At 71.2% G+C, this 23,974-nt stretch carries 20 protein-coding genes; 4 read left to right on the top strand and 16 right to left on the bottom strand.

The features are described from left to right. Positions 1-10: 10 nt before the first annotated feature. The 6 genes from ACX9GQ_RS12815 to uraH are packed head-to-tail and all read right to left on the bottom strand — an operon-like array spanning position 11 to position 6,124. Positions 11-487 carry a nucleoside deaminase gene (locus ACX9GQ_RS12815; RefSeq protein WP_459629939.1) on the bottom strand — a complete coding sequence of 159 codons (477 nt, stop codon included), beginning with the start codon at positions 485-487 and terminating at the stop codon, positions 11-13. A gap of 20 nt (positions 488-507) precedes the next feature. Further along, the gene (locus ACX9GQ_RS12810; protein ID WP_459629938.1) at positions 508-978 is read right to left on the bottom strand and encodes a nucleoside deaminase; all 471 of its coding nucleotides are present in this window, start codon (positions 976-978) and stop codon (positions 508-510) included. Beyond that, positions 975-1,970, bottom strand: coding sequence for a xanthine dehydrogenase accessory protein XdhC (xdhC, locus tag ACX9GQ_RS12805; RefSeq protein WP_459629937.1), 996 nt, complete (start codon positions 1,968-1,970; stop codon positions 975-977). Before xdhC ends, ACX9GQ_RS12810 begins: the two co-directional genes overlap by 4 nt. Next, on the bottom strand, positions 1,967-4,285 hold the full coding sequence (gene xdhB, locus ACX9GQ_RS12800) for a xanthine dehydrogenase molybdopterin binding subunit (RefSeq protein WP_459629936.1): 2,319 nt from the start codon (positions 4,283-4,285) through the stop codon (positions 1,967-1,969). The genes xdhC and xdhB overlap by 4 nt, the downstream gene beginning before the upstream one ends. Before the next feature lie 16 nt (positions 4,286-4,301). Next, positions 4,302-5,786 (bottom strand): xanthine dehydrogenase small subunit, encoded by a 1,485-nt coding sequence (gene xdhA, locus ACX9GQ_RS12795; RefSeq protein WP_459630122.1) that lies wholly within the window; start codon positions 5,784-5,786, stop codon positions 4,302-4,304. Next, entirely contained in the window at positions 5,783-6,124 is a 342-nt protein-coding gene (uraH, locus tag ACX9GQ_RS12790) for a hydroxyisourate hydrolase (RefSeq protein WP_459629935.1), read from the bottom strand. Before uraH ends, xdhA begins: the two co-directional genes overlap by 4 nt. Before the next feature lie 260 nt (positions 6,125-6,384). Here uraH and ACX9GQ_RS12785 point away from each other — a divergent pair, with 260 nt between their 5' ends. Continuing rightward, entirely contained in the window at positions 6,385-8,388 is a 2,004-nt protein-coding gene (locus ACX9GQ_RS12785) for a bifunctional 2',3'-cyclic-nucleotide 2'-phosphodiesterase/3'-nucleotidase (RefSeq protein ID WP_459629934.1), read from the top strand. Between the two features lie 313 nt (positions 8,389-8,701). Beyond that, positions 8,702-10,201 carry an ABC transporter substrate-binding protein gene (locus ACX9GQ_RS12780; protein WP_459629933.1) on the top strand — a complete coding sequence of 500 codons (1,500 nt, stop codon included), beginning with the start codon at positions 8,702-8,704 and terminating at the stop codon, positions 10,199-10,201. 18 nt (positions 10,202-10,219) lie between these two features. Here the strand turns inward: ACX9GQ_RS12780 and ACX9GQ_RS12775 are convergent, their stop codons facing one another. The 6 genes from ACX9GQ_RS12775 to ACX9GQ_RS12750 form a co-directional block, all read right to left on the bottom strand. Continuing rightward, a complete protein-coding gene (locus ACX9GQ_RS12775; protein WP_459629932.1) occupies positions 10,220-11,140 on the bottom strand; it encodes a LysR family transcriptional regulator in 921 nt (306 codons plus the stop codon). Positions 11,141-11,188: 48 nt separating this feature from the next. Further along, the gene (locus ACX9GQ_RS12770; RefSeq protein ID WP_459629931.1) at positions 11,189-12,187 is read right to left on the bottom strand and encodes an Ldh family oxidoreductase; all 999 of its coding nucleotides are present in this window, start codon (positions 12,185-12,187) and stop codon (positions 11,189-11,191) included. Between the two features lie 16 nt (positions 12,188-12,203). Then, positions 12,204-13,142: a hydroxyacid dehydrogenase gene (locus ACX9GQ_RS12765; protein ID WP_459629930.1), complete on the bottom strand. Its 939-nt coding sequence runs from the start codon at positions 13,140-13,142 to the stop codon at positions 12,204-12,206. Positions 13,143-13,196: 54 nt separating this feature from the next. Then, complete coding sequence (locus tag ACX9GQ_RS12760; protein WP_459629929.1) at positions 13,197-14,279, bottom strand: YeiH family protein; 1,083 nt, start codon at positions 14,277-14,279, stop codon at positions 13,197-13,199. A gap of 112 nt (positions 14,280-14,391) precedes the next feature. Further along, the gene (locus tag ACX9GQ_RS12755; protein WP_459630121.1) at positions 14,392-15,543 is read right to left on the bottom strand and encodes a UxaA family hydrolase; all 1,152 of its coding nucleotides are present in this window, start codon (positions 15,541-15,543) and stop codon (positions 14,392-14,394) included. A 200-nt stretch (positions 15,544-15,743) separates the two neighbouring features. Then, on the bottom strand, positions 15,744-16,031 hold the full coding sequence (locus tag ACX9GQ_RS12750; protein ID WP_459630120.1) for a UxaA family hydrolase: 288 nt from the start codon (positions 16,029-16,031) through the stop codon (positions 15,744-15,746). Between the two features lie 171 nt (positions 16,032-16,202). Between ACX9GQ_RS12750 and ACX9GQ_RS12745 the strand changes: the two genes are divergently transcribed. After that, complete coding sequence (locus tag ACX9GQ_RS12745; RefSeq protein WP_459629928.1) at positions 16,203-16,934, top strand: GntR family transcriptional regulator; 732 nt, start codon at positions 16,203-16,205, stop codon at positions 16,932-16,934. A 52-nt stretch (positions 16,935-16,986) separates the two neighbouring features. Continuing rightward, on the top strand, positions 16,987-17,976 hold the full coding sequence (locus tag ACX9GQ_RS12740) for a tripartite tricarboxylate transporter substrate-binding protein (protein WP_459629927.1): 990 nt from the start codon (positions 16,987-16,989) through the stop codon (positions 17,974-17,976). Between the two features lie 243 nt (positions 17,977-18,219). On the opposite strand, the gene ACX9GQ_RS12735 is transcribed toward ACX9GQ_RS12740, so the two are convergent. From ACX9GQ_RS12735 to ACX9GQ_RS12720, 4 genes are all read right to left on the bottom strand, one after another. Continuing rightward, positions 18,220-20,316: a TIM-barrel domain-containing protein gene (locus ACX9GQ_RS12735; RefSeq protein ID WP_459629926.1), complete on the bottom strand. Its 2,097-nt coding sequence runs from the start codon at positions 20,314-20,316 to the stop codon at positions 18,220-18,222. 135 nt (positions 20,317-20,451) lie between these two features. Beyond that, entirely contained in the window at positions 20,452-21,855 is a 1,404-nt protein-coding gene (locus ACX9GQ_RS12730) for an L-fucose/L-arabinose isomerase family protein (RefSeq protein ID WP_459629925.1), read from the bottom strand. A 1-nt stretch (position 21,856) separates the two neighbouring features. Further along, on the bottom strand, positions 21,857-22,900 hold the full coding sequence (locus tag ACX9GQ_RS12725) for a tagatose 1,6-diphosphate aldolase (protein WP_459629924.1): 1,044 nt from the start codon (positions 22,898-22,900) through the stop codon (positions 21,857-21,859). Then, positions 22,900-23,802, bottom strand: coding sequence for a PfkB family carbohydrate kinase (locus tag ACX9GQ_RS12720; RefSeq protein ID WP_459629923.1), 903 nt, complete (start codon positions 23,800-23,802; stop codon positions 22,900-22,902). The genes ACX9GQ_RS12725 and ACX9GQ_RS12720 overlap by 1 nt, the downstream gene beginning before the upstream one ends. Between the last annotated feature and the right edge of the window lie 172 nt (positions 23,803-23,974).

Raw genomic sequence — 23,974 nt, 5'->3', positions numbered from 1 at the left:
CGTCTGGGGTTCAGTAGGTGATCTTGTCGGCCTTGGCCATCCACGCGGCGAAGGCGGCCGTCGCCTCCGCCGAGGGGACGTGCTCCATCGCGATGGCGCGCTGTCCCGGAGCCTTCGGCATCTCGTCGTAGATGAAGGCATCGTCGAAGCCGATGGCGGCCGCGTCGTCGCGCGTGTTGGCGTAGACGATCCGCGAGATGCGGGCCCAGTAGGCCGAGGCGAGGCACATCGGGCACGGCTCGCAGCTCGTGTAGAGCGTCGCGCCGGCGAGGCTGAAGTCTCCGACCGCCGTGCAGGCCCGCCGGATGGCGACGACCTCGGCATGGGCCGTGGGGTCATTGGTCGAGGTCACCTCGTTCCAGCCCTCGGCCAGTACCTTGCCGTCGCGCACGATCACCGCGCCGAACGGCCCGCCGAGGTTGGCCTCCATGCGCTCGCGCGACAGTTGCGCCGCGCGCGCGAGATGCTTCTGGTCGGTGTCGGCCATGGCGGGTCTCCGGTCGGCGGTCAGCGCGCGCGGGCGAGCCACTCGTCGAAGGCCTGCGAGGCCTCCGGCATGGGCACGTGGATGCAGGGCATGCTGCGCTCGGCGGGCGGGCGCGGATACTCGGCGTAGATCGCCTCGGTCAGGTTGCCGATGCGCGTCGCCTCCTCCTTCGTCGTCGCGTAGAAGCAGCGCGAGACGCGGGCGAGGAACATGGCGCCGAGGCACATCGGGCAGGGTTCGCCCGAGGCATAGAGCGTCGCGCCCGTGAGGTCGGCGCTGCCGATGGCCTCGCAGGCGCGGCGCACCGCCATGATCTCGGCATGGGCCGTGGGGTCGCGGCTGGTCAGGATGCTGTTCCAGCCTTCGCCCAGCACCTTGCCGTCGCGCACCAGCACGGCGCCGAAGGGCTTGCCCTCGCCCGAGCGCATGTGCGCGACGGAGAGGTCCACGGCGCGCTTCAAGTGCGCGCGGTCGGCGTCGTCGAACGTCATTCCTGTCCCCCTGCCCTGGCAGCCGGCCCGCGCCGGCGGGCGATCCGCGGCAGGCTTCCCAGCCGGGCCCGCGCCGTCGCCTCCTCGCGCCACTGCAAGACCTGCGCCGCCGCCGCCGCGGCGATGACCGCGGGCTCCTTGCCCGTGATGCCGGTGACGCCGATGGGGCAGACGAGTCGCGCCGCCGCGGCGTCCGCGAGGCCCGCGTCGCGCAGCCGCGACAGGAAGCGCGCGCGCTTCGTCGCCGAACCGATCAGGCCGACCGGACCGAGGTCCTCGCGGCGCAGCGCCGCCGCGACGACGGCGAGGTCGAGCGCGTGGTCGTGGGTCATCACCATCACCGCGGCGCCCGGCGGTGCATCGGCGACGACCGCAGCCGGTTCGGGCGGCGACAGCAGCGTCACGTTGGCGGGGACGACGGAGGGGAAAGCGTCCGGCCGGCCGTCGATCCAGGTCACGTCGACAGGCAGCGGCGCGAGCGCCAGAACGAGCGCGCGGCCCACGTGCCCCGCCCCGAAAAGCAGCAGCGTGCTGCGATCCTCGCCCCACGCCTCCGTCCAGCCGCCCTTCTCCGTCGCGGCGTGGCCGCGGACGACGCGGCCGTCGTCGTCCATGCGTGCGGCAAGGCGCAGGGGCCGTTCGTCCGCCTCGCGCGCCGCCAGCGCCTTCAGGTCGGCGAGGTCACGGGCGTCGAAGCGCTCGGTCAATGTGGTGACGCTGCCGCCGCAGCACTGGCCGAGGTCGGGCCCGAGCGGCCAGTCGCGCACCAGCGCCGGGCCGCGGCCGGCGTCGAGCGCACGGCGCGCGGCGGCGATGGCCTCGAACTCGAGCGCGCCGCCGCCGATCGTGCCCCAGAACCCGCCGTCCGGCCGCACGACGAGGGCCGCGCCCTCCTCCCGCGGCGCCGAACCGCGGACGGCGTGCACGCGAACGAGCGCGGCCGCGCCCTGCGCCTCCACCGCCTCCACGAGGCGCGCGAAGACCCGGCTCACGCGCCGGCCTCCTGCAGCGCCATGGCCGCGCGCAGGATCGCCTCCGGCGTCGCCGGGGCGTCGAGCGGCACCGGCCTGCCCGGTGAGAGGGAGTGCAGGGCATCGGCAATGGCGCAGAACACGGCGTTCGCCAGCATCACCGGCGGCTCGCCCACCGCCTTGGAGCGGTAGATCGTGTCCTCGCGGTTGGCGCCGTCGAACAGCGCGACACGGAAATCGGCCGGCACGTCTGAGGCGACGGGGATCTTGTAGGTCGACGGCGCGTGGGTGCGCAGCCGGCCGTCGCCGTCGAACACGAGTTCCTCGGTCGTCAGCCAGCCCATGCCCTGCACGAAGCCGCCCTCGATCTGGCCGATGTCGATGGCCGGGTTCAGCGAGCGGCCGACGTCGTGGAGGATGTCGACACGCGTCACCCGGTTCTCGCCGGTGAGGATGTCGACCACGACCTCGGCGCAGCACGCCCCGTAGGCGAAGTAATAGAAGGGGCGCCCGCGGACGTTGTCGCGGTCCCACACCACCTTCGGCGTCCGGTAGTAGCCGGCCGCCGACATGTGCACGCGGTCGAGATAGGCGCGGCGGGTCAGTTCGCCGAACGGCATGCTCTCGTTGCCGGCGAAGACCCTGTCGTCGCGGAAATCGACCTCGTCCGGCGCCGCCCCGAGAATCCGCCCCGCCAGTTCGGCGAGGCGGTCCCTGATCTGGCGCGCGGCGATCTGGGCGGCCTTGCCGTTCAGGTCCGAGCCGGAGGAGGCTGCGGTGGGCGCCGTGTTCGGCACCTTGTCGGTGGTGGTGGCGGTGATCCGCACCCGGTCCATCCCGATGCCGAACTCCTCGGCGACGACCTGGGCGACCTTCTGGTAGAGCCCCTGCCCCATCTCCGTGCCGCCGTGGTTCAGCTGAACCGAGCCGTCGGCATAGACGTGGACCAGCGCACCCGCCTGGTTGAGCTGGGTGAGCGTGAACGAGATGCCGAACTTCACAGGCGTCAGCGCCAGGCCCTTCTTCAGGATCGGCGAGGAGGCGTTGAAGGCGCGGACCTCCTCCCGGCGCCGCCGGTAGCCCGAGGTCTCGACGAGCTGCTCGACCAGGCGGCGACCGACGTCGTGGTCCTCCACGGTCATGCCGTAGGGCGTGACGTCGCGGCCGGGCCCGTAGTGGTTGGCGAGCCGCACGTCGAGCGGGTCCATCCCCAGCCGCCACGCGATGGCATCGATGACGCGTTCCATCGCCAGCATGCCCTGCGGGCCGCCGAAGCCGCGGAAGGCTGTGTTGGAGACGGTGTTCGTCTTGACCCGCTTCGAGGCGATGACGAGCTCGGGCAGGAAGTAGCTTGAATCGGCGTGGAACATCGTGCGGTCCACGACGCCCTGGCTGAGGTCCGCCGAGCAGCCGCAGCGGGCGAGCAGGTCCAGCGTGGTCCCGGCGATCCGCCCTTCCCCGTCGAAACCGACCGACCAGTCGACGCGGAAGTCGTGGCGCTTGCCGGTGAGCGCCATGTCGTCGTCGCGGTCGAGCCGCAGCTTGCACGGACGCTTCGTCGCCACCGCCGCGAGCGCGGCCAGCGCCGCCCACTGGGTCGCCTGGCTCTCCTTGCCGCCGAAGCCTCCGCCCATGCGCCGCACCTCGGCCGTCACCAGCGCATCCGGGATGCCGAGCACGCGGGCGCAGACGTGCTGCACCTCGGTGGGATGCTGGGTCGACGAATAGACGTGCACCGCGCCGTCCTCGCCGGGGACCGCCATCGCGATCTGCCCCTCGAGGTAGAAGTGCTCCTGCCCGCCGATGCGGAAGCTGCCGGACAGCGCATGCGGCGCCCGCCCGACGGCGACCGCGGCGTCGCCGCGGCGGAAGACGTAGTCGGGCAGCACCGTCTCGCCGCGGGCGAGCCCTTCCTCGACCGTCACGCTCGGCCGCTCCGCCTCGACCGAGACCTGGCCGAGCCGGGCAGCGCGGCGCGCCGTGTCGCGGTCCGCCGCGACCACGGCGAACACCGGCTGTCCGTGGAACAGCACCTCGCCGGTCGCGAGCGCCGGCTCGTCGCCCTTGGCGGGGGAGATGTCGTTGCGGCCCGGCACGTCGGCGGCGGTCAGCACCGCCACCACGCCTGGCATCGCCCGGACGGCGGTGAGGTCGAGGCCGGTGATCCGACCCCGCGCGACCGGCGCCCCGCCGATCGCGATGTGCAGCGTGCCCTCCGGCTCGGGCATGTCGTCGACGTAGAGCGCCGTACCCTGCACGTGCTTGCCCGCCGAGTCGTGCGGCAGCGGCTGGCGCACGTGGCGGAGCGGACGGTCCTCGTCGAAGGCGGCGCTCATCGTCCCGGTCCCCGTGTCATTCCGCCGCCTCGCGGACGCCTGCCACGCGGGTGGCGGAGGACGGCGCGCCGGCAATCTCGGCCATGGCCTTCACCACGAGGTTGCGGGCCACGGACATGCGATAGGCGGCGGAGGCGCGGTGGTCGTCGAGCGGCGTGAAGTCCTGCGTCACGGCATCGCCGGCCCTGCGCCACGTGGTTCCGTCGGTGAGCGAGGCGGCACGCATCGCGGCTTCGACCGACGGCGCGCGCTTCGGCGTTCCGGCCATTCCGCCGAAGGCGACCCGCGCCTCTCGAACGGACGTGCCTTCCACCGTCAGCCTGCAGGCCATCATCACCGACGAGATGTCCTCGTCGAGCCGCTTGGAGATCTTGAAGACGCGGATCCGGTCGGCCGGCCCCGGCTTCGGGACGACCAGCCTGCGGACGAACTCGCCCGGCTCGCGGTCCTGCTTGCGGTAGGCGAGGAAGAAGTCCTCCAGCGGCAGCGTCCGGATGCGCGCGCCCTTGCGCAGCTCCACCGTCGCGCCCAGCGCGATCAGCGCGGGCGGCAGGTCGCCGATCGGCGAGCCATTGGCGACGTTGCCGCCGACCGTCCCGGAGGCCCGGATCTGGGCCGAGCCAAAGCGGCGCATGAGCTCGCCCAGGTCGGGATCGAAGGCCGCCAGCACAGGCATGGCCTGCGCGTGCGTGACCCCGGCCCCGAAGGCGATGGCGTCACCGAGGTCCTCCACCCGGTCGAAGCCGGCCACCCGGCCCACCGCGATGATCCGTTCGATGGGCGCCAGCGCCTTGGTGATCCAAAGCCCGACATCCGTGGCGCCCGCCACAACGGTGGCCAGCGGGAAGGCCTCGGCCAGCTCGGCCAGCGTGTCTTCCGAGGCCGGGCTCGCGAAGAACCGCTCCTCCGTGCCCGCGAAGACATCGGCGCCGTCGGCGAGGTCGCGCAGGATCGCCTCCGTGGCCTCCCGTCGTTCGGTGAGGTGGTCGGCGGGCGCGACGGCACAGGCGTCCAGAGCGGCATCGAGGATGGGGCGATAGCCCGTGCAGCGGCACAGGTTGCCGGCCAGCGCGTCGCACGCGGCGTCACGCGTCACGGGACGGGACCCCTCGAGGTAGAGCCCGGTCAGGCTCATCACGATGCCGGGCGTGCAGAAGCCGCACTGGGAGCCGTGGTGGTCGACCATGGCCTGCTGCACCGGGTGCAGGCCCCCTGGCCCGGCGAGATCCTCCACGGTGACGACCTCGCAGCCGTCGAGCTGTCCCACCAGGGCTATGCAGGCGTTGACCGGCTCGTAGACCAGCCGGCCCTCGCGCAGGCGGCCGACGAGGACCGTGCAGGCGCCGCAGTCGCCTTCCCCGCAGCCCTCCTTTGTCCCGCAGGACCGCTCCGACAGGCGCAGCCAGTCCAGCAGCGTCGTGCGCGGGTGAAGGCCCCTCAGCTCGCGGACGGCACCGCGGCGCAGGATGCGGATGGCGTCGCGCGTGCCCTCCACGCTCAGCTCCCCCGGTAGGTCGAGTAGGACCACGGCGAGACGAGCAGCGGCACGTGGTAGTGCGCGTTCTCGGCCATGGCGAAGCGCAGCGGCACGACGTCGAGGAACGGCGGGTCCGCGAGGGCCGCCCCGAGGCCGCGGAAATAGTCGGCGACATGGAAGGAGAGCTCGTAGGGCCCGGGAGCCGTCTCTGCCCCCTCCAGGAGCGGTCCGTCGATGCGGCCGTCGGCGTTGGTGCGGCGGTCCGCCAGCACGGCGCCGTCGGATACACGGGTGAGGACGATGCGAAGACCCGCCGCCGGGCGGCCGTTCGCGGTGTCGAGGACGTGCGTGGTCAGTTTCATGGTTCGATCATGCCAAAGGCCGACCGCTCGCAGAAGCGCAGAGTTTCGTCACGAGTGTGCGCGAAGAGCGCGCAGTCGAACCTTGTGAACCGGAACCTCGTTCAGCAGCGGCTCCCAGGCCCCTCACCCATCGGGACATGCTCGGAAACGGATCAGGAAATCCGGCGAAAACCTGCTCTTCGCCATTGGTTCGCCACGGCAACCCCGCATAAGCTTTCAACCTGACGCTGCAAAGCTCATGTTTCCGGAGCCTCCCGCCGATGTCCGACCGCTCCCCCAGCGACCGCCGCCTGCGCCTCCTTGCCGGGACTGCGGCCCCCAGCCGACGCGAGGTGGTGGCGGGGGCCGGCGCGGCCGCGCTCGCCGGCCTCCTCGGCGCGCCGATGGCGCTGGCCCAGTCGGCGTCGCCCCGCGTGAAGCTGCGGATCCTCGAGACGACCGACCTGCACGTCAACGTGCTGCCCTACGACTACTACCGCGACAAGGCGGACGACACGCTGGGCCTCGCGCGCACGGCCTCGCTCATCCGGGCAGCGCGGGCAGAGGCGAGAAACAGCCTGCTCTTCGACAACGGCGACCTGATCCAGGGCAGCCCGATGGGCGACTACATCGCCTACAAGAAGGGCATCAAGGCCGGCGAGGTGCATCCGATGTTCGCCGGCATGAACGCGCTGGACTATGTCTGCGCGACGGTCGGCAACCACGAGTTCAACTACGGGCTGAGCTACCTGGGATTCGCGCTTTCGGGCGCGCAGTTCCCGTTCGTGTGCGCCAACATCGTCAAGGCGGACGGTTCGCCGCTGCTGAGGCCGACGATGATCTTCGACCGCGACGTGACCGACGAGGCGGGACAGCGCCAGCGGCTGAAGATCGGCGTCATCGGCTTCGTGCCGCCGCAGATCATGCAGTGGGACCAGGGCCACCTCGCCGGCAAGCTGGTCGCCTCCGACATCGTTGACGCGGCGCAGAAGTACGTTCCCGACCTCGCCCGGCAGACCGATGTCGTCGTGGCGCTGTGCCACTCGGGCATCGAGGGCGGCGAGCGCAAGGGCGGGGAGGAGAACGCGGCGCTTCACCTCGCCCGCGTCCCGGGGATCGACGTGATCCTCACCGGCCACCAGCACAAGGTGTTCCCGGGCAAGGACTTCGCCGGCATCCCCGGCGTCGATGCCGAGAAGGGCACGCTGCACGGCGTTCCGGCCGTGATGGCCGGCTTCTGGGGCAGCCACCTCGGCATCGTGGACCTCGACCTCGAGCGAACCGGCGACAGCTGGAAGGTCGCGGCATTCCGCACCGAGGCCCGGTCGATCTACGAGCGCAAGGACCGCGCCATCGTGGCGCGCGTCGAGAACGACCCGCCCGTGGCCAATGCGGTGAAGGGCGACCACGAGGCGACGCTGGCCTATGTCCGCCAGCCGGTGGGAGAGGCGAAGGCGCCGATCAACTCGTTCTTCGCGCTCGTCGCCGACGATCCGTCCGTGCAGATCGTGAGCAAGGCCCAGACCTGGTACGTGGCCCAGATCGCGGCCACGATGCCGACGCTGAAGGGCCTGCCCGTTCTCTCGGCGGCCGCCCCCTTCAAGAGCGGCGGTCGCGGAGGGCCGGAGGCCTACACCGACGTGAAGGCCGGCCCGATCGCCATCAAGGACGTGGCGGACATCTATCTCTATCCGAACACCGTCCGGGCGGTGAAGGTCACCGGCGCGCAGGTGCGCGAGTGGCTGGAGCGCTCGGCGGGACTGTTCAACCGCATCGACCCGGCCGCCACGGGCGAGCAGGAGCTCATCAACCCCAACTTCCCGGCCTTCAACTTCGACATCATCGACGGCGTCACCTACCAGATCGACGTCACGCAGCCCTCCCGCTACGACGGCAATGGCAAGCTCGTGGCCCCGGACGCGCGGCGCATCGTCGATCTCCGGTTCAACGGCCAGCCCATCGACGACGCGGCCTCGTTCCTCGTGGCGACGAACAACTACCGGGCCGGCGGCGGCGGCAACTTCCCCGGCGCCGACGGGACGACGATTGTCATCGACGCGCCCGACACGAACCGCGACGTCATCGTCCGCTACATCGTGGAGCAGAAGGTGATCGACCCCGTGGCCGACGGGAACTGGCGGTTCAAGCCGGTGAACGGCTCGCCGGTCGTCACCTTCCTGTCCTCGCCCGCAGCCGCGAAGGCGATCCCGAAGGGCCTCAAGGTGACGGCGGCCGGCGACGGCCCCGGCGGCTTCGCGCGCTTCCGCATCGACCTGGGCGCCTAGCGGGCACCGGTCGTTCGACAAGCGGCCCCTCATCCGCCTCCGCTGCGCGGAGGCACCTTCTCCCCGCGAGCGGGGCGAAGGGACAGACGGCGCCTTCAGCCCGGAGCGCCTCCCTTCTCCCCGCCCGGCGGGGAGAAGGTGGCCCGCAGGGCCGGATGAGGGGCCGCGCCCGAAGGATGCGGGAGCGGGCAACAGCCTGCGCCCGCGAGCCGGATGAGGGGCTCTCGCCATCTTCCGGCGCCCCGCGGTTGCCGCTAGCATGATCCGCAGGCGTCCGGGCAAAGCCCGGCGAGAGCTTTCAAGGGAGGGGTTGATGGCGACGGCGTTCACGGTATCCCGGCGCGTGTTCCTGGTGTCGTCCGTGGCGCTGGCGGCGCTCGGCGGGCCGGTGCAGGCGGCGCCGCGCAAGGATCTCTCCGTCGGCCTGCGGCTCGAGCCGCCGCACCTCGACCCGACGGGCGGCGCGGCCGCCGCCATCGGCGAGGTCGTCTACGCCAACGTCTACGAGGGCCTGACCCGCATCGACCGCGCCGGCCAGGTGAAGCCGGCGCTGGCGGAGAGCTGGGAGATCTCGCCGGACGGCAAGGTCTACACGTTCAGGCTGCGCAAGGGCGTGACCTTCCACGACGGCTCGCCGTTCTCGGCGGAGGTCGCCAAGGCCTCGCTGGACCGCGCCCGCGCGCCCGACAGCACCAACCCGCAGAAGGGCCTGTTCGAGCCCATCGAGAGCGTCGAGGTCGTCGATCCGTCGACGCTGAAGGTGACGCTGAAGCGGCCGACCGGCCTGTTCCTCTTCAACATGGGCTGGCCGGCGGCCGTCATCATCGCGCCGGGTGCCGTGGCCGACGCCAAGACGAAGCCCGTCGGTACCGGCCCGTTCCGCTTCGACCGCTGGGCCAAGGGCGCCAGCCTCGACCTCGTGCGCAACCCCTCCTACTGGGGCCCGGCGCCGAAGCTCGACAAGGTGACCTTCAAGATCATCGGCGACGCGGCAGCGGCCTTCGCGGCGATGATGTCGGGCGATCTCGATGCCTACCCGCTCTACCCGGCGCCCGAGCAGCTCGACCAGTTCCGCGCCGACCCGCGGTTCAAGGTGGTGGTGGGCAACACCGAGGGCGAGACGATCCTCGCCATGAACAACGGCAAGAAGCCGTTCGACGACATCCGCGTGCGCCGGGCGATCAACCACGCCATCGACCGCAAGGCGATCATCGACGGGGCGATGTACGGCGGCGCCAAGCCGATCGGCTCGCACTTCCCGCCCACCTCGGCCGGCTATGTCGACCTGACGGGCCAGTACCCGTACGACCCCGCCAAGGCACAGGCGATGCTGAAGGAGGCGGGCGTCGCGCCCGGCACCAAGCTGCGCCTCGTGCTGCCCCCGCCAGACTACGCCCGCAAGAGCGGCGAGATCATCGCATCGCAGCTGAAGAAGGTCGGCCTCGACGTCGAGATCGTGCCCATGGAGTGGGCGCAGTGGCTCTCGGACGTCTTCAAGCAGCGCAACTACGACATGACGATCATCTCGCATGTCGAGCCGCTCGACCTCGATATCTATGCCCGCGACGACTACTATTTCGACTACAAGTCGCCGGCCTACCGGGCGATCTACGCCGAGCTTGCGGCGACGACCGACCAGGCCAAGCGCCTCGAGCTCTACGGCAAGGCCCAGCGCCAGCTCGCCGACGACGCTGTCAACGTCTGGCTCTTCGTGCTGCCGAAGAACGGCGTCTGGAACGCCAAGGTGAAGGGCCTGTGGGAGAACGTCCCGATCCCGGTCAACGACCTCACCGAGGTCAGCTGGGACGAATAGCGGGCACCCTGCCGGCCGTCAGCCCGGCAGGAGCTCCTTCAGCCGCTCCCGCGCGTGCTCGAAGAACGCCGCGGGGGCGAGCTTCAGGTTGCGGCTTTCCGCTGTCACCATCATGAAGCGGTCCATCGGCAGGTGCGGCTCGGCGATGGGCAGGAACACGAGCCGCCCGTCGCGCAGGTCGTCCTCGATGCCGATGGCGGGCTGAAAGGCAACGGCTCGGCCTTGGCGGGCCAGCGTCGTCATCAGCTTCAGCGAGTTCGCCTCCACGAGCACCCGCGGCCGCTTGCCCGTCGCGGCGAGCCCCTGGTCGAGGATGTCGCGCAGTGAGAGGCCCTTGGCCGGCAGCGCGACCGCGTGGTCGAGGCAGGCCGAGAGCGTCACCTTGCGCTCGGCGGCAAGCGGATGGTCCGGCGCCACGACAGCGCCCACCGGCAGGTCGCGGCGCAGGGCCACGGAGAGCCCGCGCGAGGAGGGCGGGTTGAAGGTGAAACCCATGTCGGCCTCCCCCGCCTCGACCATCGTCGCGACGGCGGCGGAGCCTGCGACCGTCACCGCCACCTCCACGCCCGGGAGCCGCTCGGAGAAGCTGGCGACGAGGTCGGGCAGCAGGCCGACCGAGGCGCTCTCGACTGTGGCCACCGTCACCCGCCCGCGGCGCAGGCCGCGCAGCAGGTCGATGTCGGCGAGCGTGCCCTCGAAGTCGCGCTGCGTGGTGCGCACGTGGCGCAGCAGCATCTCGCCGGCGCTGGTGAGACGCAGCCCCCTGCCCCGCCGCTCGAACAGCGCCACGCCGAGCGCGTCCTCGAGCAGGAGGATCTGCCGGTTCATGGCGGAGGACGCGACGTTCATTCGCCGCGCCGCGCCGCGGATCGAGCCGTGCTCCGCCACGGCAGCGAAATAGAGGAAGGCAGGCGAGAAGAGCGCGCGCGACGGCTGCATGCCGCGAGCGTGGCAGGGCCGCGCGCCGGCGGCAAGCGAGCCCTGGGGTCAGGGCGCGCCGTGCTTCTCCACGAGGTCGGCCGGGAGCGCGATGCCGTCGCGGCGCGCCGCCTCGCGCAGCGCGAGACGCCGGGCCCCCGAAAGCCGGGCGCCGTCCTGCCCCTCGATCGCCGCCGCCAGCGCGGTCATGCGGGCGCCGAACCCGGGGCCGCCGGCGCCGAAGGCCGTCGGGTCGATGGCGAGGATCAGTTGGCCGGTGCGCGGCGGGCCGCCCTTGTCGTCGAGGAAGGACGAGGCCTCGAAGGCGAAGTGCGAGCCCACGAGCGCGGCCGCCAGCACCTCGACCATGAAGGCCAGGGCTGCGCCCTTGGCGTCGCCCATGGCGACCATCGTGCCGGCGAGCGCCGCGCCGGCGTCCGTCGTGGGCCGGCCTTCGGCATCGAGCGCCCAGCCCTCGGGAATCGCCTCGCCCTTCTGCTTCGCCGCGACGATGTTGCCGCGCGCCACCTTGGAGAGGGCGAGGTCGACGACCGCCGGGGCCCGGCCGGGGATCGGCGCGGCAAAGGCGATCGGATTCGTGCCGAACACCGCCTTGCGCCCGCCCCACGGCGCGATCGCCTCGGGCGTGTTGGCGAAGAGCAGCGCGACGAGGCCCGCCTCGGCGAGCCGCTCGACGTGCAGGCCGGCGGCGCCGCAGTGGTTCGAGTTGGTGATCGGTGCGGCGGCGATGCCCTGGGCGCGCGCGATCGCAGGGAGCTCGGCCAGCGCAAGGTCGATGGCGGGATAGGCGAAGCCGTCGGCGGCGTCGATGGCGAGGACGCCGGGCCGCGGCCTCGTGGCGACCGGCGTCGCCGCGCCGACTATCTTTCCGGCCTTCAGCATGCCGAGATAGGTCGGCACGCGGGAGAGGCCGTGACCCTTCAGGCCGTCCGCCTCGGCACCGACGAGGGCGCGGGCAACAGAGGCGGCGTTGGCCGGGGCGGCGCCGCCCTGCTCGAAGATGCGGGCCAGCCACGCCTGCGCGCGGTCGAGCGAAACCTTGGTCATCGGCTGCGTCCCTGTCTCACGCCCCGTCGAGCACGCGGAGCACGTTCTGCGCGGTCACGGCCGACACGCGCACGTTGGATTCGGCCGTCACGCCCGCGATGTGCGGCGTGAGGATGAGGTTGGGGCAGTCGACGAAGATGTAGCCTGCCTCCGCCTTCAGCGGCTCGTCCTCGAACACGTCGAGCACCGCGCCGCCGATGGTGCGGTTGCGGAGGGCGACCGCGAGCGCCTCCTCGTCGACGATGCCGCCGCGGGCGGCGTTCACGAGGATCGCGTCGTTCTTCATCAGGTCGAGCGCCATGGCGTCGATCATGCCGCGCGTCTCCTCCGTCAGCGGCACGTGCAGGCTGACGACGTCGCCCGTGGTCATCACCGTGTCGAGCGAGACCGGGCTCACCCCGAGGGCGGCCCAGGCCGGATCGTTGTCATCCACGAAGGGATCGTGGGCGACGACGGTCATGCCCAGCGCCACGGCGCGCTTCGCCGTCTCGCGGGCGATGGAGCCGAAGCCGACGAGGCCCATCGTCTTGCCGGAGATCTCGCGGCCGTTGATGAGGGCGGCGCGCGGCCAGCGCCCGTCTGCGACGGACGCCGTGGAGCGGAAGGCGCCGCGCAGCAGCAGCATGGCGCTGGCGATCACATACTCCGCCACCGAGACATCGTTGGCGCCCGTGGCCGGGAACACCGGGATGTTGCGGGCGCGGCAGGCCTCGACGTCGATGTTGTCGAGCCCCACGCCGAGCCGTCCGACCACCTCGAGCGCGGCGCAGGCGTCGAGGAGTTCGCCGCGCACCTGCGTCCGGTTGCGCACCACGAGGGCCCGGCAGTCGCGCACGGCGGCCATCAGGGCGTCGCGCTTGTCGACGAGGTTGGGGTCGTAGAGCGTCTCGTAGCGGGCCTTGAGCGTCTCGACGGAGGCGTCGTCCATGAACTCGGTGATGACGATGTCGGCCATGGCGAACCTCTCGGTCTGGCGTGGTGACGGTTGGCGACGAAGACTGGACGCCGATCAGCGCAGGAGCAACAGCCCGCCGATGGAGACGGCGAGGATGACGACGGTCGTGGCGCAGACGGTGGCGACGTGCCGCCATCCCACGCGGGCGATGGCCGCCACGGACGTGCCGAGGCCCAGTGCCGCGATGGCGATCAGCAGGCCCCAGCGGGACAGCTCCGACACCACCATGCGGACGGGCCCGGGCACGAGGCCGGTGCTGTTCACCAGCACGAGCACCAGGAACACGATGGCGAAGAGCGGCACCGGCACCTTCGCCTTGTCGGCCCCGCCGCCGCGGCTGGCGAACCACCAGCCGATGCCGAGCACCACCGGCAGCAGCAGGAACACGCGGAACAGCTTGACGATGACCGCCGAGTTGCCGGCCGTGTCGGACACCGAGTAGCCGGCGCCTACCACCTGCGCGACGTCGTGGATGCTGGCGCCGAACAGGATGCCGAGCGTGCGGTCGTCGAAGCCGAATAGCGGCCCGAACGAGGGATAGGCGACCATCGCCAGAGTCGACAGCGCGTTGACGGCGACGACGACGAAGACGGTGTCGGCGTCGCGCGACTTCGAGGGCGGCAGCACCGTGGCCGTGGCCAGAGCCGCAGACGCGCCGCACACCGCCGTGGCCCCGCCGGCCAATGCGCCGTAGGCGTCGTCGCGGCCGAGCAGGCGCGCCACGACGACACCGCTGACGACGGTGACCGCCATGGCGACGATCACCAGGATCACCGTGCCGAAGCCCAGCGCCAGGATGTCGCCGAGCGCGATGCGCAGGCCGAGCAGCGCGATGGCGACGCGCAGCAGCTTCTTGACGCAGAACACCATGCCCACCTCGAACCGCGGCGTCGCCGCGACGGTGTGCAGGGCCATGCCGATGAAGAGGGCGATGACGACGGCCGGAACGGCCACCGGCCGGCCCGTGACGAGGCCGACGAGCCGCCCCGTGAGGGGCTCGGCCAGCACGGACACGACGGCGACGGCGAGCGACAGCGCGAAGCCCGGCGCGATGCGCCGGGCCAGCGTGGTCATCTGGCCGCGGCGGTCGGCCGCGACGGCCTCCGGTGCGGCGGCGGGGGAAGCGGGGTCCGGCATCGACCGGCGGCCTCGGCTGGATTCGCGGGGGACGTGGGGTCGGCGCGGGAGCCCCGGAGGGCAACCCGCGCCGCGTTTCCTGTCAGGCCCGGCGATGCCGGGCCGGTGCCGATCAGGCGCTGCGATACAGCTTCGTCATCACGAACTCGCGGTGCCCGAGGGACTCCGCGGCCGTGAGGCGGCCGTTCGCCGTGCGCACGATCATGTCGATCAACGCGTCACCGGCCTGCGAGATCGTCATGTCGCGGCGCAGGATGCCGGACACGTCGACGTCGATGTGCTCGGCCATCGTGCGCATCGTCTTCGGGTTGCCCGTGATCTTGATCACCGGGACGATCGGGTTGCCGATAACGTTGCCCTGCCCCGTGGGGAAGGTGTGGATGACGTAGCCTCCCGCCGCCATCAGGGTCACGCACTCGGCCGCGGCCGACGACGTGTCCATGAAGTAGAGGCCGGGACCCGCCTTCGGCGCTTCCGCCGGCTCGAGGATGTCGATGAACTTCGAGTCCCGTCCGATCTTTTCGAGGTTGCCGAGCGCCTTCTCCTCGATGGTCGTCAGGCCGCCGGCGATGTTGCCCTTCGTCGGCTGGCTATCGGAGAGGTCGTCGGTCTTGTGGGCCTCGATGACGTCGTCCTGGTAGGCCTTCCACATCTTGTACCAGCGCTCGCCGACCGCGGGGGTCGCGGCGCGGGCCTTGCAGAGATGCTCGGCGCCGGTGATCTCGGACGTCTCGCCGAAGACACCGTAGATGCCGCGCGGCAGCAGCTTGTCGTACATGTTGCCGACGGTCGGGCAGGACGACAGGCCGGTCGTGGTGTCCGACTCGCCGCACTTGGTCGAGATCCACAGCTCGGAGATGTCGACCTCCTCGCGCTGCAGCTCCGACGCCCACTGCACCATCTTCTTGGCCTCGTAGGAGGCCTTGGCGATGGTGGCGATGTCGCCGTGGCCCTCGATGCCGAAGCCGACGACGGGCTTGCCGGTCTTGGCGATGCCTTCGACGACGCGGCTGGTCCAGCCGTCCTCGATGCCGATCACGACCACGGCGGCGACGTTCGGGTTGGAGCCCGTGCCGATCAGCGTGCGGAAGTGGAGCTCGAGGTCCTCGCCGAACTGCAGGCGCCCGTAGGCGTGCGGCAGGGCCATGGTGCCCTTGATGTTGTTGGCGACCGCCTCGCAGGCGGCGTTCGACAGGTCGTCGAGGGGCAGGATGACGACGTGGTTGCGCACGCCAACGCGGCCGTTCTCGCGGCGCCAGCCCATCACCTTCAGCGAGCCGTTCGTGGTGGCGCGAGCGGTCACGACGTTCGACGCGGCGGCTTTGCCGGCCTTCCGCGCAGGCTTCGCCGGCGCCTTGGCGGCAGCCGCCGGCTTCGCGGCGACCTTGGCGGCCTGTGCAGCCTTGCCCTTGGCCGGCTTGGCGACCGCGGCCTTCTTGTCCTTCTTGGCCATCTCCCGCCTCCTCACCAGCGCTTCGTCTTGACGTTGTGGACGTGCAGGTGCTCGCCCTTCTTGATGTTGGCGACGGCGCGGCCGATGTCCTCGCCGTACTTCCAGATCGTGTCGCCCTTCTTGATGTCGCGCAGCGCCACCTTGTGGCCGATCGGGATGTCGCCCTTGGCCTTCAGGTTGAAGGTCGTGTCGGTCTCGGTGATCAGGCACAGCATGTCGGTGCCCGACTTCAGGCCCTCGACCACCACGACCCCGACACTGTCCTTGGGGCTGTGGACGAGGCAATGGGGAATGCTCATCGCGATGTCCTTCTGGCAGGAGCGGCCGACCGGCATGCGGGCGACCACGGCGTGACCTCGTCTGCTTGCGTCGGCCGCTGCTGTCCGCAGGACGGAGGCGGCAGGAGAAACGGGGACGGGTCATGCCCGTCAGTCTTGTATAAGATATAAGATGGAGTATCGTGTCAACGCATGACGGCTCTTCCGCCCCCGCCGAAACTCGGGTTTCGACCGCTCTACCAGCAGGTCAAGGATGCGTTCGTGCAGCGGCTCGTCGACGGCCGCTGGACGGCGGGCCAGGCGCTGCCGAGCGAGATGGAGCTCGCCGCGGAGGTCGGGGTCAGCCAGGGCACCGTCCGCAAGGCGCTCGACGCCATGGCGTCGGAGAACCTGGTGGTCCGCCGCCAGGGTCGCGGCACCTTCGTGGCTGAGCACGACGAGGCGCGAATCCTCTTCCAGTTCTTCAAGCTCGTGCCGGATGCGGGCGAGGCGAGCTTCCCGGAAAGCCGAATCATCAACGTCGCCGAGGGCGAGGCCGCGCCGGTGGAGCGCGAGCGGCTCGGCCTCGCGGAGGGTGCGTCCGTGCTGCGAATCGCTCGCGTCCGCTCGCTCGGCGGGCGCCCGAGCATCGCCGAGACGGTAACGCTCCCCGCCGCGCTGTTCCCTGGCTTCGCGGGCAGCGAGATCCCCAACAACCTCTACGCCTCCTATGCGTCGCGCTACGGAATCACCGTCGCCAGTGCCCGGGAGAAGCTGAAGGCCGTCGCCCTCGACGGGTCCGACGCGGCCCTGCTCGGCGTGGCGCCCGGCCATCCCGCCCTGCTGATCGACCGCGAGGCCATCGCGCTCGACGGGTCGGTGGTCGAGTGGCGCGTGAGCCGTTGCCTCACCGGGGACTTCCACTACATCTCCGATCTCAAGTGAGGCGCAGCCCGGACGGGCAGCGCGCGAACGAACGACAACGGGAGGATCCTCGATGAAGCGTGTTGCACGCTGGGCGCTGGCCGCCGTGGCCGGCATGGCGGCCGGATGGGTGGCCGCCGGGCCGTCAGTGGCCCAGACCTATCCGGACAAGGCAATCACGGTGGTGGTGCCCTATGCCGCGGGCGGGCCGTCGGACGTCATCGCGCGCCTGCTCGGCCAGCACATGTCGGCGACGCTCGGCCAGCAGATCGTCATCGAGAACGTGGCCGGGGCCGGCGGTACCACGGGCGCCGCGCGCGTCGCCAAGGCGGCGCCGGACGGCTACACGCTGCTCATCCACCACGTCGCGCTGGCAGCCGGCGCATCGCTCTACCAGAAGCTGTCGTACGACACGGTGACGGCATTCCAGCCCATCGGTCTCGTCAACACCGGTCCCTTCGTCCTGACCTCGAAGCTCGGCTTCGACGCGGCCGACGGGAAGGCGCTGCTCGCCAAGCTCAAGGCCGAAGGCCCGAAGATCAACGTCGCCCATGCCGGCATCGGCTCGGGCTCGCACCTGTGCGGCCTCATGCTGACGCAGGCGCTCAACACGAGCTTCACCTACATCGCCTATCGCGGCACGGGGCCGGCCATGAACGACCTCGTCGGCGGCCAGGTGGACATGCTGTGCGACCAGACCACCAACGCCATCCCGCAGATCACCGGCGGCAAGGTGAAGGCCTTTGCCGTCACGGCACCGAAGCGGATCGACCAGCTGCCCAACCTGCCGACCGTGCAGGAGCTCGGCATCGCCGGCTTCGACGTCGCCGTATGGCACGGCCTCTACGCGCCGGCTGGCACGCCGAAGCCCGTCGTCGACAAGCTGCACGCGGCGCTTCAGGCGGCGCTCGCCGACGCGACGATCCAGGCCCGCTTCACCGAGCTCGGCACCGTCCTCTTCCCGGCCGACCGCCGCTCGCCCGAGGCCCTAGGCGCTCATCTCAAGGCCGAGGTCGCCCGCTGGGGCGACGCCATCACAAAAGCCGGCGTGAAGGCCGAGTAAGGGCGGAAACCTCGAGGATCGAGCCGGCCCGTCCGTCCCATGGGAGACCCTTCCCGGTCATCGCCGCCAAACGGCGGCGTCATCCCGGTCGCACTCGCGCTCTTTCCGTGCGGCATCCCGGCGGTCCGCGCAGCGGACCGGGAAGGGGATCCAGAAACGGCCCGGCCGAAAGACTGGATCCCCTTTCCGGCGCTTCGCGCCGACGGGAATGACGCGCGGTGAGCGGGGGCGTCAGGCGGATCCTCAGCCCCTCCAGACCGTCTCCACCCGCGGTGCGCCGCCCGTGTCTGCCGTGGAACCGGCGGTCGACGGACCCAGCGGGATCGCCGCGCCCTGGCGGGCGAACACGGCGATCTCGTCGAGCGCGAGCGTGAGCCTCAGCACACGTCCGCCCTCGATCGCCTCGCCGCCGCCCGGGAACCGGGTCCACCGTCCGGCGGGCAGGTAGACCTCCACGGCCCCGCCGGGACGCGGGCAGGCGGCAACCAGCAGGTCCGGGCCGCACATCCACTGTTCCTCGAAGGCCCAGGAGGCCGGGTCGTCCGGATACGCCAGCACCATGGCGCGCTGCACCGGCAATCCGCTTCGGCTCGCCTCCTCCACCGCCGACCACAGGTAGGGCAGCAGGCGGTAGCGCAGGTCCAGCGCCGCACGGATCGCCGCCTCGGCCTGCGGCCCGTAGGCCCAGGGCTCGCGCTCGCCGATGCCGTGGAAGCGGAAGTGGGAGATGAACAGCGCCGCCTGCGTCCAGCGGACGTAGAGTTCAGGGTCGCGCCGGTCCTTGTAGAAGCCGCCGATGTCGCTGGCATGGAACGGCCCGCCGCTCAGGCCCCAGGAGAGCCCGCCGCGGATCGAGGCCGCGAGACCCTCCCAGTCCGCCTGAGGGTCGCCGCCCCATTGCACCGGATAGCGCTGGCTGCCGGCCCAGCCGGCCCGGCCGAACAGGAAGGCGCCGGAGGGGCAATAGGCCTCGGCCGCCTCGTGCACGCACTTGTTGTAGAGGAGCGGGTAGACGTTGTGCAGCCGCTCGCCGTGGTCGCCATTGTGGGCGAGGCACTCCGGCTCGACCTGCTCGCCGAAGTCGGACTTGACCATGTCGACGCCCATCTCGAACAACTCGCGATGCGCGTCGCACCACCAGCGGTAGGCGTCCGGGTGGGTGAAGTCGATGATGCCCGACACGGGTAGCTGGGTCAGCACCTGCCCGAACGGCTCCGGATCAAAGACGTACCGGAAGGCCTTGCCGGTCCGCCGGTCCTTGAGCAGCCAGCCCTTCGCCTCGAACTCGGCGAAATAGGGCCCGTCGACCGAGACGAGCGGGTACTCCCACACGCAGATGCGGAAGCCGAGCGCCTTCAGCTCGTTCAGCACGGGCCGCGCGTCCGGATAGCGCTTGGGGTCGAAGAAGAAGTGGAAGCGGGTGTCGGTGTCCTGCCACGCCCGCCCGTCGAAGGTGATGGTGTCGCACGGCATCCCGCGCCGGCGCACCTCCTTGGCGGCGGCGAGAATCTCGTCGGCCGTGCGGTAGTACGCCTTCGACAGGATCGCCCCCAGCGACCAGTAGGGCGGCACGGGGGCGCGACCGGTGAGGTCCGTATAGCTCTTCAGGATCGCTGCGCCATCGTCGCCCGCGAGGACGAACAGGTCGAGCGCCTCGTCCTCCACGACGATCCCGTAGGTCCGCTGCGACCACAGCGCGAAGCCCACCGCGTGGGTGACGGTGGCCGGCGTGTGGACAAAGCAGCCCCAGCCGGAGCGCCCGGGCGCGCCGGGCGACCAGGCGAACGGGGCGTTCTTGTAGGCACGCTCGCCGTTGACGCCGAGCGCGTCGAACACCAGCGAGCGCACCAGCTGGCCCCGCTTGTCGAGCCGGCCCCACTTCTCGCCGAGGCCGTAGACGGGCTCCGCGGCGGCGAGGTCGAGCGCGGCGAACCAGCCGCCCTCTGGCCGGCGGGCGAAGGGCGGCAGCCGGTGCTCGCGCACGAAATGGCCGTCCGTTCCGCTGCGCTGGACGACCCGGCCGCCCTTCTCCAGCACGAAGGCAAGCGGCTCGGGGGACAGCGTCAGGCGGAAGTCACCCCATGTGACGACCGTCCGACCGTCGTCGACCGAGATGTCGGCGGGCCGGGCCTCGGGTTCGCCCGCGAGGATCGGGTAGGCGGGCAGGTCCTGACGCCCCAACCTCAGCCTCACGCCATCGGACAGCGCATCGATGCGCAGCGGGCCCTCGCTCGTCGGCAATTCGGCCGCCGAGGGCGAGAGCCGCCGCGCGGCCCCGGTCGCCCGCAAGGGAGCAAGCTTCGACCAGAAGGGCTCTTCGGGAAGCGGGAGGATGTTCATGATCGATCCGTTTCTCGTGTCGTGCGGAGCCAGCCCCTCATCCGCCCCTTCGGGGCACCTTCTCCCCGCAGGCGGGGAGAAGGTGGCGCGAAGCGCCGGATGAGGGGCCTCGCCGGATGCGGGGGCGGCGCCGTCCTAGGCCAGTTCCACCACCGGCAACCCCAGCTTCGCCGCTGCGGCGCGGAGCGCCGGGCGGTGTTCGCCGTAGGCGATGGCGACGTGGTGCTCGAGACGCTCGTCCATCATGGCGCGCGCCACCTCGCCCGCGTTGCGATCGAAGCGGATCACGCCGGAGGTGCCCGTGAAGCTCATCGGAGCCGAAACGACCTCGGCGCCGGCGAGGATCATCTTGGGTTCGTTTTGCGCCTGGCTGATGCGCGCGACGGTGATCCGGCCCGGCTTCAGCGTGAACTCCGCCAGCAGCGGCATGCGCCGGTTGGAGTGAATCTGCGCCCGCGGCGGCGTTGCCGGGTCGGCCATGCCGAGCGGCGCAGAGCCGCAATGCCAGACGACGCCCGTGTCGGACGCGGCGTCCATGTCCACCACGTCGACGAGCCATGCGGGCTCGCCGGCGATCTCCTGCAGCAGCAGCGAGGTCACCGTGCCGTACATGTCGGCTTCGCAGGCGCACGGCACGCCCTGCCCCGTCATCAGGCCCATCGGCCCGCAGGCGGCGCAGCCGTATTCGGTGAACATCTCCGGCCAGCAGCGCACGGCCATGCCCTTCAGGCCGGCCGAGGCCGTCAGCCCCTCCAGCGCCTTGTAGACGCGCAGGGACCGGTCGAGTTGCTCCTGGTCGACGCCGTCGAGCCCGGAGACGCGCGCCGACACCGTCTCGCGCGCCTTGGCCACCGCACTGCCGTCGGCGGCCTTCGCCGTGTCGAAAACACGAGTCAACGGAATCGCTTCCACCGACATCCCGACAAGTTGATTCAACGCGGCCGAGTCGTAGCGGCAGGTGTCGAAGCCCGCCGGATGCTCGCCGACGAGGCCGATGCGGCCGCCGCGCAGCGCGGCCAGGGCCGCGTCGGCCTTGGCCTCGGCAGCTGCGTCCGAGGCCGCGGCGGGGCGGGCGCTGGTGCCGGCCGCGGCAGCCGGGCGGGCCATGGCGGCGACGGCCGCCGCCGCGTCCGGCGCATCGGGGGCGGCGTAGAGCCACGCGGCCGGCCGGCCGGCGCGGCCGAGCGCGTGCATCGCGAGATTGAGGCCGCAGAAGGCATTGAGGCGCAGCCGCCCCCCCGCCCGCGGCTCGGGGAACGCCCAGATGCCGAGCGGAGCCTTGGCCGCCTCGGCGATCCGGACCGTCATGGTGGCGTCGGTGAAGGTGACCTGCAGCACCAGCAGGAGATCGAGCTTCTCGCCCGAGAGCGCCGCCAGCGCCGCCTCGGTCGCAGCCGCGTCGAACAGGAGGTCCCTGGCGCCGACGACCGCATTGCCGGAGGCGTCGAGGGTGGCGTAGGCCTTGGCCGCCATCTCCTGCGCGAACGGCACGTCGAAGGTGGGGCGCGCAAGCGGGAGCACGCCAATGCGGAGATTCATCTTATCCTCCGAAGCCCCTGTAATGCCGACGGAAAGAGGCGTCAGGGTGCGGCACCGTCACAGCCCCGCCGAAACGCGCGTGGGCGAACCACGGCAGCGCCTTCGCGTCGGTGAGCGCATTGAGTTCCTTCATGTACGGCACGCTGTCGCGGCGCAGGCCGGCCTGGATCTCGTCCCAGTCGGGGAAGTGCTGGAACGGCTTGGCCCAGATCGCCCGCCCGGCCAGGTAGCCGGAGGCGCCGGCCTTGTAGGCATGGCCGAGGATCGCCTTGAACTCCTGCATGCCGGCGCCGGCCGACAGCATCACCCACGGACGGCCGGCGAGCCGGCCCATCTCGTCGAAGAGCGCCTGCACCTCCGCCGCGCCGGCGCCGCCGGGTCCGGGCACGTCGCGCGCCGGCACGGGGCTTTCCAGCTTGAACATGTCGATGCCGTACTTCGCATCCGCGAAGGCACGCACGCTCTCGAGCACGAGATCGGCCTTTTTGTCCGCCATCTCAATGTATTGCGTCGTCTGGTTCGCCTCACCTGGGAGCGGATAGACGAGCAACTCGAACACGTACGGGATGTCGTAGCGGGCGCAGGCATCGCCGATGCGGGCGACGAAGTCCTTCTGCCCCTGGTTCACCGCCGGGGACGCATCCGGCCGGTACCAGGCCAGCACCTTCACGGCGTCGCCGCCGCAGCGCTTGATCTTCTCGACAGACCAGTCGTCGATCTCGGCGGAGAGGCGACCGCCCTCCGTGTCGCGGAAGATCGAATCCTCCAGCGTCACGATCAGCCCCTTCGTCGGGGACAGCAGCGTCATGCCGCCCGGCAGCGCGAAATGCGGGTCGAGCAGCATGGCGGAGGATTCGGCCTGCAGTTCGTCGATCAGCATGCGCTTGAAGCCGGCGACGTCCTCGTAGGGCGCCTCCGCCGTTCCGCGCTTTTCCCGAATGGGGTTCTTGATCGGGGGACGCTGGTCCACGGCGGTCATCTTGAACCGGCCATGGGCATCCGCCATGCGGCGCATCCCCCAGAGCTTCCCGGGCGACAGTTCCATCAGGCGTTCTCCCTTTCTGCCGTTCTCATGAAATTCTCGACCTCGGCGCGCGTCGGCGTTCCCGCCCGACCGCCGAAGCGGGTGCACTTGAGCGCCGCCGTGGCGGACGCGAAGACGACGGCGCCGCGGTCGCCCATGCCCTCGGCGAGGCCGAGCGCCAGTGCGCCGTGGAAGACGTCCCCCGCGCCGAGCGTGTCGACGGGGGTGATCCGGAAGGCCGGCTCATGCGCGATCTGCCCGTTTTCGGTGAACCAAACGCCGCGCGCGCCGTCCGTCACCGCCATCCAGTTGCCGGAGTCCTGCGCGACCCGGGCAAGCCCCTCGCGAGGGTCATCGAGGCCGGTCGCCTCGCGCAGCGCCTGCGCCGCCCATGCGACATGGGTTGCCGCCGCCGTCAGGCCCGGCAGGCGCGGCGCCCGGTCGACGTCGAGGACGCCGATGCCGCCGGAGGCCCGCGCGGCTTGGAAGAGGTGCAGGCCACCCTCCTCCCAGCGCGTGTCGGCCATGACCGCTGCGATCCCGGCCGGCAGCCGGTCCGGCAGCCAGGTCGGGTCGTCCGGCATGACGTCGGCGTGGTTGATGACGATCCGCTCGCCGGCCGAATCGACCAGCACGGCGGAGAGCGAGGAGCGGAGACCGGCGTGGCGGCGCGCGAGCGTGCAGTCGACCCCTTCGGCCTCGAGGCCTGACACGATGTCGCGGCCCACCGGGTCGTCGCCGAGGCGCGTCGCGAGCATGACCCGGCCGCCGAGCCGGGCGATCGCGACCGCCGCATTGGCGGCGATGCCGCCGCCGACCACGGCAAGGTCGTTCGCCCGGTACTTCTCGGCCCGGGACGGCATCTCGTTCAATCCGAAGACGAAATCCTGCGTGGCAATGCCCACGCACAGCACGCCGGCCATGCTCCGCCCGGTCCGTTGCATCCCTGGGACAAGCGGCTCTCGTCACGAGCCGTGATTGGGACCGTAACAGGTCTTGTATCTTTTACAAGACTTGGCGATGATAGCGGCCAACGAAGCCGTACGGCAGAATGCGCAGGTCGCGCATCGGCCGGGACAGGCTGGGCGGACGAGG

This window comes from Alsobacter sp. R-9, assembly GCF_054612375.1.
This window is presented reverse-complemented; position numbering and strand designations above follow the sequence as displayed.

Bases quoted from the DNA above. Each gene is read 5' to 3' on its own strand.
- ACX9GQ_RS12815 (WP_459629939.1), bottom strand. From the start codon at position 487: ATGGCCGACACCGACCAGAAGCATCTCGCGCGCGCGGCGCAACTGTCG.
- ACX9GQ_RS12810 (WP_459629938.1), bottom strand. From the start codon at position 978: ATGACGTTCGACGACGCCGACCGCGCGCACTTGAAGCGCGCCGTGGAC.
- xdhB (WP_459629936.1), bottom strand. From the start codon at position 4,285: ATGAGCGCCGCCTTCGACGAGGACCGTCCGCTCCGCCACGTGCGCCAG.
- uraH (WP_459629935.1), bottom strand. From the start codon at position 6,124: ATGAAACTGACCACGCACGTCCTCGACACCGCGAACGGCCGCCCGGCG.
- ACX9GQ_RS12785 (WP_459629934.1), top strand. From the start codon at position 6,385: ATGTCCGACCGCTCCCCCAGCGACCGCCGCCTGCGCCTCCTTGCCGGG.
- ACX9GQ_RS12780 (WP_459629933.1), top strand. From the start codon at position 8,702: ATGGCGACGGCGTTCACGGTATCCCGGCGCGTGTTCCTGGTGTCGTCC.
- ACX9GQ_RS12775 (WP_459629932.1), bottom strand. From the start codon at position 11,140: ATGCAGCCGTCGCGCGCGCTCTTCTCGCCTGCCTTCCTCTATTTCGCT.
- ACX9GQ_RS12770 (WP_459629931.1), bottom strand. From the start codon at position 12,187: ATGACCAAGGTTTCGCTCGACCGCGCGCAGGCGTGGCTGGCCCGCATC.
- ACX9GQ_RS12765 (WP_459629930.1), bottom strand. From the start codon at position 13,142: ATGGCCGACATCGTCATCACCGAGTTCATGGACGACGCCTCCGTCGAG.
- ACX9GQ_RS12760 (WP_459629929.1), bottom strand. From the start codon at position 14,279: ATGCCGGACCCCGCTTCCCCCGCCGCCGCACCGGAGGCCGTCGCGGCC.
- ACX9GQ_RS12755 (WP_459630121.1), bottom strand. From the start codon at position 15,543: ATGGGCTGGCGCCGCGAGAACGGCCGCGTTGGCGTGCGCAACCACGTC.
- ACX9GQ_RS12750 (WP_459630120.1), bottom strand. From the start codon at position 16,031: ATGAGCATTCCCCATTGCCTCGTCCACAGCCCCAAGGACAGTGTCGGG.
- ACX9GQ_RS12745 (WP_459629928.1), top strand. From the start codon at position 16,203: ATGACGGCTCTTCCGCCCCCGCCGAAACTCGGGTTTCGACCGCTCTAC.
- ACX9GQ_RS12740 (WP_459629927.1), top strand. From the start codon at position 16,987: ATGAAGCGTGTTGCACGCTGGGCGCTGGCCGCCGTGGCCGGCATGGCG.
- ACX9GQ_RS12735 (WP_459629926.1), bottom strand. From the start codon at position 20,316: ATGAACATCCTCCCGCTTCCCGAAGAGCCCTTCTGGTCGAAGCTTGCT.
- ACX9GQ_RS12730 (WP_459629925.1), bottom strand. From the start codon at position 21,855: ATGAATCTCCGCATTGGCGTGCTCCCGCTTGCGCGCCCCACCTTCGAC.
- ACX9GQ_RS12725 (WP_459629924.1), bottom strand. From the start codon at position 22,900: ATGGAACTGTCGCCCGGGAAGCTCTGGGGGATGCGCCGCATGGCGGAT.
- ACX9GQ_RS12720 (WP_459629923.1), bottom strand. From the start codon at position 23,802: ATGGCCGGCGTGCTGTGCGTGGGCATTGCCACGCAGGATTTCGTCTTC.